This window comes from Staphylococcus sp. 510 (genome assembly GCF_057219715.1).
In genome coordinates, this window is sequence record NZ_JBXVVK010000007.1 from 1 (window position 1) to 13,085 (window position 13,085).

The following is a 13,085-nucleotide window of genomic DNA, read 5'->3' on the forward strand; positions in this document are numbered from 1 at the left end:
GCATGTCTTGCGTACGGGTATTTTATTATTGGAAAAATTGTATGAAGCCCATAACAATGATGACACCTATTAAGTCGATTAAGAAAGCACCGACAATAGGGACAACTAAATAGGCTTTTGGAGAATTGCCATATTTTTTAGTAATTACATCTAAATTCGCCATTGCATTAGGTGTAGCACCTAAACCATGACCTATAAATCCACCGACCATTACTGCTGCATCATAATCTTTTCCTAAACCTCTAAATAGAACGAAAATAGAGAACAAGATCATAAATACAACTTGTACAAGAACGATAATGATTAATGGTAAAGCTAATGAGTAAATTTCAGTTAGCTGAATGCTCATTAAAGCTAATGATAAGAAGATACCTAGCGAAATATCTCCAATTTGTTCGTTAATTTTTAGGTCAACAATGTTGAAACCAGCAGCTTCAGAAATATTACGCACGAATACTGCGACAAACATTGAACCTACATACATTGGTATATTAACGTTAGTTAAATCAGTAAATGTATTTCCAATATATGTACCAAGTGCCATACAGAAAACTAAAATCGTGAACTGTATAAAGAAAATTTGAGTAGGTTTATATTTTTCATGAAGTGATTGATTATATTCAACTTCACCATAATTCTTAAATGAATCGTCACTATGTTCAGGTTTTAGGTTATAACGTTTAATTAAGAACTTAACAACTGGTCCACCAATTAAACCACCAAATACTAAGCCTAATGTTGCGGCTGCAAGGGCGGCTGTGACAGCGGAATCAATCCCCATATCTTGAATGGTTTTACCATAAGCGGCCGCATTACCATGACCACCTTCCATTGACATTGACCCTGCAGTTAAACCTAGTAAAGGTTTGATATTTAATAACTTCGCTAATGAAATACCAATTACATTTTGACAGAATGCCATAATACCACAGAACATAAAGTACAATAGCATGACCTTTCCGCCAACTTTAAATAGTTTAAGAGATGCACCGAGTCCGATTGTTGTGAAGAATGCCAACATAAAGAAATCCTGTATAAATGAGGCATCTAATTTAATTTTCACAATATTAAATGAATCTAAGACAGCTACTAAAATAGCAAAAATTAAACCACCAATTACTGGTGCTGGAATACAAATTCTTCTTAAAATCGAGACATGATTAATGATCGTTTGACCAATAAGATATAAAATACATGCTAAACACAGTGTGGTAATAGCATCTAATTCAATCATTTTAACTCCCCCTTAGAAGTTATCCCAAAACCTATGTTTATGTGCTATTCAATTAAAATATGTAAGCGTTATAAAAAGCCACAATATCCATTATACATATGTGTGCACAATAAATCTAGTTTTGAAATTAATACCAATTATATTTATGGCTATTACTCATTAATCTAAAAAAGTTTTTATCTTTATTAATTTAAAAGTGTGGAAGAAGAGAATATGATTATTCGTAAGTAATTATTATCTAGTACCTTGCAATGTACAGTAGCGGGTGTTATATTATAGATACTAACTACTGTGTAATGTTCAGTACTGATTATTACACTATGGAGGTTTAACTATGAACACACAGTTTAAAAAGGGTGCATTAGAACTGATAGTCTTACTTATCATTAAACGAGAAGATCAGTACGGTTATTCTTTAGTACAAAATATTTCTCGTTATATGACGATTGCAGAAGGCACCGTCTATCCTTTGCTACGAAGATTGGTAAAGAACGGAGAACTATCGACGTATTATCAACCATCAAGCGAGGGACCAGCAAGAAAATATTATCGGCTTACCGATCAAGGTCAAGAAAGATTAGCATTATTGAAAGAAGAATGGCAAATGTTTTCAAATGCAGTTAATACCTTTGTAGAGGAGAGTGAACGCAATGAATAAAGATACTTATCTAAAACAACTCATAAGTCATTTAAAACATATGGATAAAGATGAGAAAAAGGATATCTATAATGAATACGAAACACATTTTGTAAGTGGTAAAAATGAAGGTAAATCTGAAGAAGAGATTGCAAAACATTTAGGAAATCCTAAGATGATTGCTAAAGAATTAAATGCTTCATTGGCTATTGATAAAGTTAATGAGAAAAAGAATGCAAAAAATATTTTGAGTGCTATTTTAGCGGTCATGGGTTTAGGATTACTTAATTTCTTTATTGTATTAGTACCGGCATTCTTTTTATTTATGTTTTTGCTTACTTTAGTTATATTTACAATCACACTCTTAAGTGCACCAGTATTTTTAATTATTAAATATATTACTGAAGGTGTAAATTCTATTATTTTATATGATGTTTATATGAGTGGTTTCATGTTTGGTGTCGGTTTAATGCTATTAGCTATTAGCATTTTCTTATGTCATTGGATACTTAAATTAACGATTATGTATTTAAAATGGAATATCTCAATTGTGAAAGGAAGTGTTCATTCATGAAAAAGCTAGTCTTAACGTTATTTATTTTTGGACTAATTTTAAGTATTGGTTTTGGTATAGGCGTTTTTTCAGAATGGAAAACATTAGCTTCAAAGAAAGACAATGGCACTAAGTTAAATAAAGTTTATAAAGAGCGTATTAATAGCATTAACTTAGATGTTGATGAAAGTGATATTGAAATCAAACATGGTAGTAAGTTCTCAATTAAAGAAAAAGGCAACGAAGATAAGAAAGTCAATAGTAGTGTGAAAAATGGGAAGTGGCATATTAGTGATCAAGACCATCAATCAAATATTAATTTTAGAATTGGTTACATGACAAAGCACAAATTAGTAATCACAGTTCCAAAAGCGATTGATCATTTAACTGTAAAAGGTGACTCTGGTGATGTCACTATCGACAATATAATAAGTAAGAATACAGATATTACGGTAGATTCATCAGATATTTTCTTGAAAGATAGTAAGCTAGGAAAACTAAAAGTAAACAATGATTCAGGAGATATATCAACAACTCACATTGAATTCACCAACGGCAAAGTAAACAATGATTCAGGCGATATAGAATTGAGTAAGAGTGTTCCAGATCAACCCTTATATGTATCGAACGATAGTGGAGATATTACTTTGAATTATCAACATCACCCTAAAAACACAACATTTATTGCACATAATGATTCAGGAGAATCAAAGTTTGATAACAAAGAATTTAAGCGTCATCGAATTGGAAATGGGGACAATAACGTCGAGATGTTTAATGACTCTGGGGATATCAACGTGCAATAAAGTCAATTTTAGAGGTCAGAATTGAAGTTGTTCTGGCCTCTATCATTTTATTTCCAAGTGTCATCAGGATTTAGGAAGTCTGATTTCTTCATTCGAGAAACATAAGGGTTCCCTTTAACTGTGTAACGAAATGGTTTGTTAGTCCATTCGCCTTTATTCGGTATGCCTATACGTCCGCTTTCAATAATTGATTTAGGGTATTTACGATGTTTGATGTCGATAGAAAGTCGACATTGATTTAAAGTAGCGCCATCAATTGAACGTGGAATATTAAAGGCTTTAGTCCATTTTCCAGGACCATTAGTTACTTCAAACCCACTTTTGCCACGATTAATTTTCATAGCTTCAATACCATCTTCAGGTTCAATTGCGCGTATAAGCACACCTTCAGGTACACCAGCATCTCTTGTCACAAAGTTAATTAGTAGATGCGTATGCATAACGTGTGCATAAATCGTACCACCTGATTGATATAAAGATGTCACTTTAGGTGTTCGCTTTCCACCATATCCGTGAGCAGCACGATCTTTAATACCTAAATAAGCTTCTGTTTCCACAATATAGCCAGTATATGTTTGTTGATCATCTTGATATATAATACGAACACCGAGTAAAGCTTTAGCAATGTCCGTTGTGCTACGTTGTCTAAAATCCATAAATTTGGCACCTCTATAAAAATATTTGTTATAAGAATTTATTCTAAAATTTCTTAAAATATTTTTGATTTATATTTTTAAATGTCTTGTTGTTTGATACAATGACAATAGAAACAATATTATTACTTAATTAATGTATCAGAGTTATTAAGAGTAATAAAATAAATTGAATTGATGATCTGAAAGGGAGCCACTAACATGAGAGAAAAAGTTGGTTTTAAAGCATCATTTAAATTATTTTGGTCAAATTATTTTAATTTTAAAGGGAGATCTAGACGTAGTGAATATTGGTTTATGCAATTATGGCATTTAATCTTTATGTGTCCTGCCATTATACTTATGATTATTGGTTACCCAAGTTTATTCTTAGGTGCATTTAATGAAAGTAGTGGCGTTTTAGGTGTTGGGATTATTTGTATATTTATAGGGACTATTTATATACTCATTTATTCATTGGCTACCATTATTCCTAATTTGGCTATTTTAGCACGTCGCTTCCATGACACTTCTCGTTCAATGTTGATTCCAATGATTGCGTTTGTCATTGGAGTATTATTGAATGTATTTAATATTGTTATTAATGCTAGTGGCCTAATAGATAATGTAGGCGCATTGATCACATATTATATTATCGCTTTAATCTGTCTCGTATTAGGTGTTTATAATATTGTGGTGAGTTGCTTAGATAGTAAGAAGGAAAGCAACAAATATGGCCCAAGTCCTAAATATGAAATAAACGAACCGGTTAACGAACCGAATTACAATCCAGTTGACAAAGCGAAGTTATATCGCAATACAACAAATGAAATTTAAATTTTTAAAGGCTAGTGTCATTAATGATGCTAGCTTTTATTTGAAAGTAAGTGTCATATATATTTGACACTTACAAAAATGACTGTCTATAATTAAAGTAATATTAACTGAAAGAAGTGATTGATTGCGTTGAATAGAGTGAAGCAATATCGAGCACATCAAAAGATGTCTCAACAGGAGCTAGCTAGGCGCATTGGTGTATCTAGACAGACAATCAATATGATAGAAAATGATAAATATAATCCATCGCTTAAATTATGTATAAACATAGCTAAAGTATTATCCGTTACACTTAATGATTTGTTTTGGGAAGGTGATTAATTATTTTTAACAAATTCACATTTAAAGATGAATTGAAAAATGAAATTATAAGTGCTTATTTAGCAAAAGTAAGTGTGGTTGTATGTATGATGATATTTTTAATATGGTATTTTGAAATCGTTTTTGATATCAATCGAAGTTATCTATCGCCTTTTTTAATAGGTGGGTTACTGATTCTGATAGTGACCCTGTGTAGATTAGTTATGTATGAAGAGTTTGTAGGTACACCGATGATTTATGTTAATGATGAGAAAGAAAAACGATTTTTAAATCGTAGAACAAGAATGAAACATATCCCTTTTTTAATTTTAATTATGCTATATCTAACATGTGTTGATAATATAGTGGTACCTTTAATAACTCATATTAAAATGTTCGATCATTTAGTTTCGAGTATAGGTTTTATGATTGCGATTATAATTATGATGTTCGTGAGCGATAAACGTATCAAAATATCTGACACACCCACTGTTCCAGCAATGGAGAAGATTAATACACAAGATCGTATGCTTAATATGATTCCAAATTATAATTTCAGTGATGAATATGAAAGAACTCGAATAATTAAGGCATATTCAAGTAATGCAATATGGCAATTAATCGTGTTATTGTTTGTAAGTATCATTGATATCATTGTTGAACATATTATGGGGCATGTGCCTATTTCGAGTTATGTGGCAATTGCAGTAGTTGTCATTGCAGCACTATGTATCACTTATCGAATAAAAAAACTTAAATCATAAAAAATAGCTATACTTGCGTTGAATCAATTTTATCAACGACAAGTATAGCTATTTATATTTAATAACAATTATTCTGTTTCGTGGATATATGATAGTTCTGGATGTTCACGACCTAATAAATCATGTAGTTTTTGATATTTATCAAATAGTTTTTCATAATGTTTTACTTTTTCTGGATCTGGTTGTTTTTCATAGTATACAGGTTGTTTCATGTGTTGTACGGTTTCTCTTAATGTATCATATGCACCACCCACATTTGCGCCCAACATAGCAGCGCCTAATGCTGTTGCATTTGATGATTCTAAAACGACAACTTTTTTATTTAATACGTTGGCATAGATGTCTACGAGTAATCGACTTTTCTTAGGAATACCACCAGAAGCATAAACAGTATGAACTGGAATATCATTATCTTCGAATTGTTTCATAATCATTTTAGTACCGAAAGCAGTAGATTCTAAGTAAGCACGATGAACCATTTCGAATGGTGTTTGCAATGTTAATCCAAAGACACTTCCTGTTAAATGGCTATCACTTAAAATACTTCTATTACCGTTGTGCCAGTCTAAGACAACCACGTGTTGGTCTTCAACAGGAATTTGAGATGCGAGGGTCTCTAAATATTCTAAGACACTCTTATCTTGTTTCGCTGCTTCTTCAACGATATGTTGTGGTGCCATACGTTCAGAGTAACTGAATAAATCACCTACAGCTGCTTGACCCGCTTCATAAGCATATAACCCAGGAATAATAGCGTCTTTAACTGAACCTGTAATAGAAGGGATAGGTTCTTGTTTCGGGTCTAACATTAAGTGACACGTGCTTGTTCCTATAACCGGTGTGAATTCACCTTTTTCAATTGCACCTGCACCTAAAACGCCAGAGTGGGCATCAATCATGTAAGGGGAAATCTGTACATTGGAAGATAGTCCCCATAAGTTTTGATAGTACTCTGATAATGAACCAGCGCTATCTCCAATTTGAATGACAGGTGCTTCACATTTATCTTTGACGATTTGTGGTAATTCTGGATCTACAGTTTCAAAGAAATCATAATTAAAGCCATTTACTTCATCATAGAATCCTTTGAATCCTATACCACAGTTAGAGCGAATATTTTGATTGACGAGTAAGCTCGTCATATAATCTCCAGCTTCCATTATATAATGGGCACGTTCTAATAACTCAGGTGCTTTATGTTTTACTTCGAGAATTTTTGGAATCATCCACTCACTGTTTACACTATGGCCATAATAATCTAACCAATTTTGATTGGCTTTTTCATTGGCTTCAACCATTTGAGTTGCTTCGTCTTGAGCGCCATGATGTTTCCATAATTTAACATAGGCATGAGGATGATTTGCTAGGTCTTCATTCATATGTAATGGTTTGAAATTTTCATCTAAAAAGACGACTGTACAACTAGTAAAGTCAACACCAATACCTACGACCTCATCTTTATTAACTTGGCTTTCTTCTAAAACGTGTTTCACACCGTTTTCTAGTACGTGGTGATAATCACCAGCATGTTGTAAGAAGTAATTATGGGGTAAGGTTTCTCCACCTAATTCTTCAGCGATGGTACCATGTTGATAAGTCTCTTCATAACTTGAAACAATTTTTCCATCAGATGTATTTACTAAAATGACACGACCAGATGCTGTGCCGTAATCGATACCAATACTATAACTCATTCTATATATCCCCTTTAAATTTAATGTCTTGTTTAATTATCTCTAAGAAGTTAATTTTAATTTAATCTTCTATGATAAAATTAATGATAGTGCTTACATAAATAATTGTAAAGTTTGACATATTGCAAAATCTAAATTCATTAATAGAACTAATAATGTTATATTAAATAATAATAAAAATATGATTTGGGGAGGGTAAACATGTCATTACATATTGATCATGTGACGAAGAAGTTCAATCAATTTACAGCAGTCAATGATATTTCTATTCATCTTGAAAAAGGGAAGATGCTTGGTTTTTTAGGTCGTAATGGTGCAGGTAAGACAACTACCTTTAGAATGATATTAGGATTAAGTGAACCAACTGAAGGACACATTACATATGATGGCCATGCGATAGATCAATCAATGTATAATCGAATTGGGTACTTACCTGAAGAACGTGGCTTACATCCCAAAATGACTGTTGAAGATGAACTAACATATCTTGCAACACTCAAAGGAATGTCTAAATCTGACATTAAGAAAAATATTGATTATTGGCTCAAACGATTTGCTATTACAGAAAATCGTCATAAGCGCATTGATGCATTATCCAAAGGTAATCAACAAAAAATTCAATTATTAGCAAGTATGTTGCACCAACCTGAATTACTTATATTAGATGAACCCTTTAGTGGATTAGATCCTGTTAATGTTGAATTACTCAAATCAGCCGTAAAGGATTTGAATGATCAAGGTTCAACAATTATTTATAGTTCTCATCGTATGGAACATGTTGAAGAGTTATGTGATGATGTATGTATCTTGAATCATGGTGAACTTGTAGTTTCAGGTGACATACATGACGTGAAAGCATCACATGGTTATAAACAAGTTATCATTGAAACGGATAAATCAATGCCTGACATAGCAGATATTGAAGGTGTGTTGGATATTGAAACCAATAAACGCCATATTAAAGTGACGATACAAGATGAATCCGTTGCAGAAAATGTATATCATCAAGTCATCTCTCATGGATATGTACGTCGATTCCAAATGTTAGAGCCTTCTCTGAAAGACATCTTTATTGATAAGGTGGGTGATTTACATGAATAAATTTTGGGCTACATTCGGCCTTACTTATAAGAGTAAAGTGAAATCTAAATCCTTTATCATCTTCATGGCGATTGTCATTATTTTAATGATAGCATTATCCAATGCCGATAAAATCATGGATATGTTTAAAGGTGACGGTGATCAAATCGGTATCGTAACGAATAGTGAACCCATATATAAAGCCATTAAGCAACAAGGAAATGTGATTGATGAAGATGCTTCATTTAAGAAGGTAAATAAACAAGAAGCTAAGAAGCAAGTAAAAAATGAAAAGCTAAAAGAAGCCTATATCATTAAGCTGAAAGATAAACAACAGTTATCAGCAACTATTATCAGTAAAGAAAGTGTCTCACAAGAAAAAGAGCAAAAAGTAAATGGGGTACTGACATCAATTCAATCAAAACTAGTCGCATCGCAACTACATCTCAATAACAATGATTTGAAAAAATTACAGTCTCAAAGTAAGGTTGACAGTCAAGTCCTATCAGATAAGAAAAATCAACAATTGAATGAAGGTCAAAAACTACTTAATTTAGTTCTAGTGTATGCGATACTAATGTTGATGTTCTTTATTGTTTTCAATTATGCAACGCAGGTCGCAATGGAAATTGCTACAGAGAAAACATCAAGAGTCATTGAAATGATTATTACTAGTGTGTCGCCCATTACTCATATTATGGCTAAGATTGCAGGGGTTATCGCTGTCGCGTTAACACAAATCGTAATGATTGTTGTTGTAGCTATCATTTGTATCTTTGCCTTTGATTTAAAACGAATGTTAAAAGGTTTCGATGTATCCATGAGTCATATCACTTGGCAAGTTTTAATCGTAGGTCTGTTATGTATGATTATAGGCATCTTAACATACGTATTGTTAGCAGCTATATTAGGTTCTTTAGCAACAAGAATTGAAGATATTAATCAAACGTTAATGCCATTAACGTTATTTGCAATGATTGCTTTTTATATCGCGATTTTTAGTATGTTTAAACCAGAAATATTATTATTAAAAATCACTAGTTTTATTCCATTTTTAGCACCTTTTGAATTGTTAGTACGTGCTCAATCGACTGAGTTACAAGTTTGGGAAATCATCGTTAGTATATTAATCTCAGTTGTAGTCATGCTTATTTTATTATGGATTGCTGTTAAAACATATAAAGATTCTGTATTAACTTTTGAAAAAGGACTTTTTAACACCATTAAAAAGGTTATGAAAAAATAAATAAAAGAGGAAGTGCATTAAATTAAACTTGTAAGAGTTTACAAAATGTTCTTCCTCTTTAATTTGCATTTTACTATGGCATATTAGTAGAAAAAGTGTAACAATATGTATGTATTAGAAAGCACGTTAATATTATACAATAGATGATAAATACGCGTCACAATTGACATTAAACATTGATTAGTGACTCACTATCCCGAGTCACATAGACATATGTATTTAACGATAGCACAATAAAGTCCATGTCTCTGATTTAAGAGGTAGATATTTAATATGACTTCATGTATGTTGTATAAAGTGAAGTTTCATAGATAATTAATAGGAAGGCGTTATGATTGTGATGATGTATTCATTTCTCATATTTATATTAGCGGGTGTATGTGAAATTGGAGGCGGCTACTTAATATGGTTATGGCTTAGGGAAGGTCAACCATCCTGGCTAGGCGTTATTGGCGGCTTGATACTCATTTTGTATGGTGTGATTGCAACACTACAAACATTTCCAACATTTGGAAGAGTATATGCTGCATACGGGGGCGTATTCATCGTTATGAGTTTAGTTTGGTCTATGCTTATTGATAAGAATATGCCAGATAAATACGATATATTGGGTGCATTAGTCTGTTTAATAGGCGTTTTAATTATGCTGCTGCCACATAGGGCTTAATAAACGTGTTTGAAAGGGAGAAGTATGTAATGAATGTTGAAATTGAGCATCAAAGATATGGTGTAGACTTAATTAAAATTGATAATGAAGAGACCAAAATTGTGTTTACTAATTATGGTGCAAGAATTGTGTCATGGAAATATCATGACAACAATATTGTATTAGGGAATGTTGTTGAAGCGGACGAATTTTATTTTGATAATCCATTTAGATTTGGGGCGACTGTTGGACGATATGGTGGCCGTATTTCAAATGCGACTTTTAATTTAGAAGGAGAAACATACAAGTTAGAGGCCAACGATGGCCAACATCATATACATGGTGGCAACCATGGTTTAGACTCTAAATTATTTGACTATGAAGTTATAGACGATTTAGGACATGTCAAAATCATTTTCAAAACAACGTTACAAGAAACAGATGATCATTATCCTGGAAATATGGAGATTAAAGTCACTCATACATATGATGCGGATCATTGTTGGACAATTCAATATGAAGCTACATCAACAAAGACTACTTTGTTTAACCCGATGAACCATGTTTATTTTAATCTTAATCGTGATAATAACGTTATTGATAATCATCGAGTGTCTAGTTCTAAATTGAATATGTATCCACTTAATGAGGAGCATATGATCAGTTCAGACAGTACGTTAGATTTACAACGGATATTTAATAAGGACGACATATACTTTAAAGACATATTTGAAAGTAGCCATGATCAAATAGCACAACAAGTGGCTCAATTTAATGGTTTAGATCATCCATTTAAAGTAGGGGAACAACAATTATCAATAGATAATGATGAGTTTCAATTAGATGTTAAAACTGATATGCCTTATGTCGTATTATATACATTTAACCAACCGAAAAATTGGAAAAGTGACGCCAATATTTATAAAGCACATTCGGGTTTAACAATCGAGGCACAATATTTGCCAAATGATATTAACTTATATGGTGATCAAGCTTATTCAATATTAAAAGCTAATGAAATGTTTTATTCACAAACGAGCTATCAAATTCATGAAAAATAAGCAAAAGAGTAGAACAAACATTGTCATTTACGATGTTTTTGTTCTACTCTTTTTATTGTTTTATTTTTATGTTTATTTTGTTGCACGTTGATACATTTTTTCTAGTTTCTCATATCTTTTAGCTGATAAATATGGATTCTTCAATGCTAATGCGATTCGGTCTGCATTTTTTCTGTCGTTATAATAAATATCGTTTAATGTTTGTACAGAGAGTTGTGTGTCCAATTCAGCTTCCTTTATTAATTCTAAGTGATGATGTTGATTCACAAACCCTTCTTTAATGACGCGGCAATAAAAACCTGTTTTTCCTGATTGAGACATACGTTTGACTAAATCAGAAATCCCGTACTTTGCTTGGATTTTCCAGCAGGGTTCTCGAATTTCAGAAACTTCGATAATTGCATCACCTAATTGATATTGGTTGCCGAAATAAACGTTACTTTCATCTAAATCTTCGATTGTCAAATTCTCACCAAACATGGCGTAGTCTGGCATATCAAGTAAGTCATCACGATACATGTCATAGTTCGATTTACTAAAACAACATATCGCTTTATCTGGACCACCATGATCTTTATAAGCTTGTTCATCATCAACAAATCCTAATTTTGACAATCACATTTGACCTTTAAAAGGTTGTTTATTAATTGCTGATTGCATGGGTTTAGCCTCATTGTATTGTAGCGATTCTATCTTTCCGGTAGAAATAGCATACACTGGTATCATTATGGTCCCCCCTTAAAAGATTGATTAAGTGATATTTTACTATACATTTGTATTTTTATGAAAGATTTTAAAATATATTAAAAATTAAACGTCAAATACGGTATGTTAAATTGAAAAAGTCATGTAAAATAAGAAATGTAAACGATTTAGAAAAGGGGCTCATGACGTGATGAATGATGTAAAACAACTTAAATTGATGACGCTTGATGATGTTTTAAGTCAAATCGAGGATGGTATGACACTTGGTATTGGAACAGGAACTACAATTGAGTTATTAGTGCCTAAAATTGCTCAACTTATTAAAGAAAAGCATTATAATATTATCGGTGTTTGTACTTCTAATAAGACGGCGTTTTTAGCTAAAGAATTAAATATTAATATTGTTGATGTGAATGATGTTGAAAAAATTGATTTAGCTATTGATGGTGCTGACGAAGTAGATCCTCAACTTAACCTCATTAAAGGTGGCGGTGGAGCGCTATTTAGAGAAAAAGTAATCGATGAAATGGCAGACCGTTTTGTGGTTATTGCTGATGAAAACAAAGTTGTTAACTACCTAGGTGAAACATTTAAATTACCGGTTGAAGTAGATAAATTTAACTGGTATCAAGTTGCTAAGAAAATAGAAACAATTGGCGGCGTGACAACACAACGTCGTGTTACGGATGATGTCCCATTTACGACTGATAATGGTAATTATATTTTAGATTGTGCATTACCAAAAGGTATCGATCCTTATGAAATGCATGAATTTTTAATTCATATCACAGGAGTACTAGAAACAGGCTACTTCCTTGATGTTGCTGACCAAGCAATTATTGGAACACAACAAGGTGTTAAGAAGATGAACAGACAAGATTAATATCTTT

14 protein-coding genes and 1 pseudogene are annotated in these 13,085 nt (G+C 32.3%); 11 read left to right on the forward strand and 4 right to left on the reverse strand.

The features are described 5' to 3' along the window. Positions 1-25: 25 nt before the first annotated feature. Positions 26-1,234 carry a sodium/glutamate symporter gene (gene gltS / locus AC2D8K_RS06495; protein ID WP_002451949.1) on the reverse strand — a complete coding sequence of 403 codons (1,209 nt, stop codon included), beginning with the start codon at positions 1,232-1,234 and terminating at the stop codon, positions 26-28. A gap of 334 nt (positions 1,235-1,568) precedes the next feature. Here gltS and AC2D8K_RS06500 point away from each other — a divergent pair, with 334 nt between their 5' ends. From AC2D8K_RS06500 to AC2D8K_RS06510, 3 genes are read left to right on the forward strand one after another with little or no spacing between them, the layout of a single operon-like run. Beyond that, complete coding sequence (locus AC2D8K_RS06500; protein ID WP_002451950.1) at positions 1,569-1,892, forward strand: PadR family transcriptional regulator; 324 nt, start codon at positions 1,569-1,571, stop codon at positions 1,890-1,892. Further along, positions 1,885-2,445: an HAAS signaling domain-containing protein gene (locus AC2D8K_RS06505; RefSeq protein WP_002451951.1), complete on the forward strand. Its 561-nt coding sequence runs from the start codon at positions 1,885-1,887 to the stop codon at positions 2,443-2,445. Before AC2D8K_RS06500 ends, AC2D8K_RS06505 begins: the two co-directional genes overlap by 8 nt. Then, positions 2,442-3,230, forward strand: a complete 789-nt coding sequence (locus AC2D8K_RS06510; RefSeq protein ID WP_002451952.1) for a DUF4097 family beta strand repeat-containing protein — start codon at positions 2,442-2,444, stop codon at positions 3,228-3,230. Before AC2D8K_RS06505 ends, AC2D8K_RS06510 begins: the two co-directional genes overlap by 4 nt. Positions 3,231-3,277: 47 nt before the next feature. Here AC2D8K_RS06510 and AC2D8K_RS06515 read toward each other — a convergent pair whose 3' ends face one another. Next, a complete protein-coding gene (locus tag AC2D8K_RS06515; RefSeq protein WP_484698281.1) occupies positions 3,278-3,886 on the reverse strand; it encodes a DNA-3-methyladenine glycosylase in 609 nt (202 codons plus the stop codon). 198 nt (positions 3,887-4,084) lie between these two features. Between AC2D8K_RS06515 and AC2D8K_RS06520 the strand changes: the two genes are divergently transcribed. The 3 genes from AC2D8K_RS06520 to AC2D8K_RS06530 all read left to right on the forward strand — a co-directional run bounded on the left by AC2D8K_RS06520 (position 4,085) and on the right by AC2D8K_RS06530 (position 5,763). Beyond that, complete coding sequence (locus AC2D8K_RS06520) at positions 4,085-4,699, forward strand: DUF805 domain-containing protein (RefSeq protein WP_484698283.1); 615 nt, start codon at positions 4,085-4,087, stop codon at positions 4,697-4,699. 129 nt (positions 4,700-4,828) lie between these two features. Then, on the forward strand, positions 4,829-5,020 hold the full coding sequence (locus tag AC2D8K_RS06525; RefSeq protein WP_037552506.1) for a helix-turn-helix transcriptional regulator: 192 nt from the start codon (positions 4,829-4,831) through the stop codon (positions 5,018-5,020). A gap of 32 nt (positions 5,021-5,052) precedes the next feature. Beyond that, positions 5,053-5,763: a hypothetical protein gene (locus tag AC2D8K_RS06530; protein WP_454340455.1), complete on the forward strand. Its 711-nt coding sequence runs from the start codon at positions 5,053-5,055 to the stop codon at positions 5,761-5,763. Between the two features lie 68 nt (positions 5,764-5,831). Here AC2D8K_RS06530 and AC2D8K_RS06535 read toward each other — a convergent pair whose 3' ends face one another. Next, positions 5,832-7,457: a ribulokinase gene (locus AC2D8K_RS06535; protein WP_002451957.1), complete on the reverse strand. Its 1,626-nt coding sequence runs from the start codon at positions 7,455-7,457 to the stop codon at positions 5,832-5,834. A gap of 201 nt (positions 7,458-7,658) precedes the next feature. Between AC2D8K_RS06535 and AC2D8K_RS06540 the strand changes: the two genes are divergently transcribed. The 4 genes from AC2D8K_RS06540 (at position 7,659) to AC2D8K_RS06555 (ending at position 11,490) form a co-directional block, all read left to right on the forward strand. Beyond that, on the forward strand, positions 7,659-8,558 hold the full coding sequence (locus AC2D8K_RS06540; protein ID WP_002451958.1) for an ABC transporter ATP-binding protein: 900 nt from the start codon (positions 7,659-7,661) through the stop codon (positions 8,556-8,558). Further along, positions 8,551-9,783 (forward strand): ABC transporter permease, encoded by a 1,233-nt coding sequence (locus AC2D8K_RS06545; RefSeq protein ID WP_002451959.1) that lies wholly within the window; start codon positions 8,551-8,553, stop codon positions 9,781-9,783. The genes AC2D8K_RS06540 and AC2D8K_RS06545 overlap by 8 nt, the downstream gene beginning before the upstream one ends. A 340-nt stretch (positions 9,784-10,123) precedes the next feature. After that, positions 10,124-10,450: a YnfA family protein gene (locus AC2D8K_RS06550; RefSeq protein ID WP_037552511.1), complete on the forward strand. Its 327-nt coding sequence runs from the start codon at positions 10,124-10,126 to the stop codon at positions 10,448-10,450. 29 nt (positions 10,451-10,479) lie between these two features. Next, complete coding sequence (locus tag AC2D8K_RS06555) at positions 10,480-11,490, forward strand: aldose epimerase family protein (protein WP_002451961.1); 1,011 nt, start codon at positions 10,480-10,482, stop codon at positions 11,488-11,490. Positions 11,491-11,562: 72 nt separating this feature from the next. Here AC2D8K_RS06555 and AC2D8K_RS06560 read toward each other — a convergent pair. After that, positions 11,563-12,216, reverse strand: a pseudogene (locus tag AC2D8K_RS06560) (MOSC domain-containing protein). A gap of 169 nt (positions 12,217-12,385) precedes the next feature. Here AC2D8K_RS06560 and AC2D8K_RS06565 point away from each other — a divergent pair. After that, a complete protein-coding gene (locus AC2D8K_RS06565) occupies positions 12,386-13,078 on the forward strand; it encodes a ribose 5-phosphate isomerase A (protein ID WP_002451963.1) in 693 nt (230 codons plus the stop codon). Positions 13,079-13,085: the final 7 nt, after the last annotated feature.

Excerpts from the sequence above, each read along its gene's own strand:
- gltS (WP_002451949.1), bottom strand. The coding sequence starts at position 1,234 with ATGATTGAATTAGATGCTATTACCACACTGTGTTTAGCATGTATTTTA.
- AC2D8K_RS06500 (WP_002451950.1), top strand. The coding sequence starts at position 1,569 with ATGAACACACAGTTTAAAAAGGGTGCATTAGAACTGATAGTCTTACTT.
- AC2D8K_RS06505 (WP_002451951.1), top strand. The coding sequence starts at position 1,885 with ATGAATAAAGATACTTATCTAAAACAACTCATAAGTCATTTAAAACAT.
- AC2D8K_RS06510 (WP_002451952.1), top strand. The coding sequence starts at position 2,442 with ATGAAAAAGCTAGTCTTAACGTTATTTATTTTTGGACTAATTTTAAGT.
- AC2D8K_RS06515 (WP_484698281.1), bottom strand. The coding sequence starts at position 3,886 with ATGGATTTTAGACAACGTAGCACAACGGACATTGCTAAAGCTTTACTC.
- AC2D8K_RS06520 (WP_484698283.1), top strand. The coding sequence starts at position 4,085 with ATGAGAGAAAAAGTTGGTTTTAAAGCATCATTTAAATTATTTTGGTCA.
- AC2D8K_RS06535 (WP_002451957.1), bottom strand. The coding sequence starts at position 7,457 with ATGAGTTATAGTATTGGTATCGATTACGGCACAGCATCTGGTCGTGTC.
- AC2D8K_RS06540 (WP_002451958.1), top strand. The coding sequence starts at position 7,659 with ATGTCATTACATATTGATCATGTGACGAAGAAGTTCAATCAATTTACA.
- AC2D8K_RS06545 (WP_002451959.1), top strand. The coding sequence starts at position 8,551 with ATGAATAAATTTTGGGCTACATTCGGCCTTACTTATAAGAGTAAAGTG.
- AC2D8K_RS06550 (WP_037552511.1), top strand. The coding sequence starts at position 10,124 with ATGATGTATTCATTTCTCATATTTATATTAGCGGGTGTATGTGAAATT.
- AC2D8K_RS06555 (WP_002451961.1), top strand. The coding sequence starts at position 10,480 with ATGAATGTTGAAATTGAGCATCAAAGATATGGTGTAGACTTAATTAAA.
- AC2D8K_RS06565 (WP_002451963.1), top strand. The coding sequence starts at position 12,386 with ATGAATGATGTAAAACAACTTAAATTGATGACGCTTGATGATGTTTTA.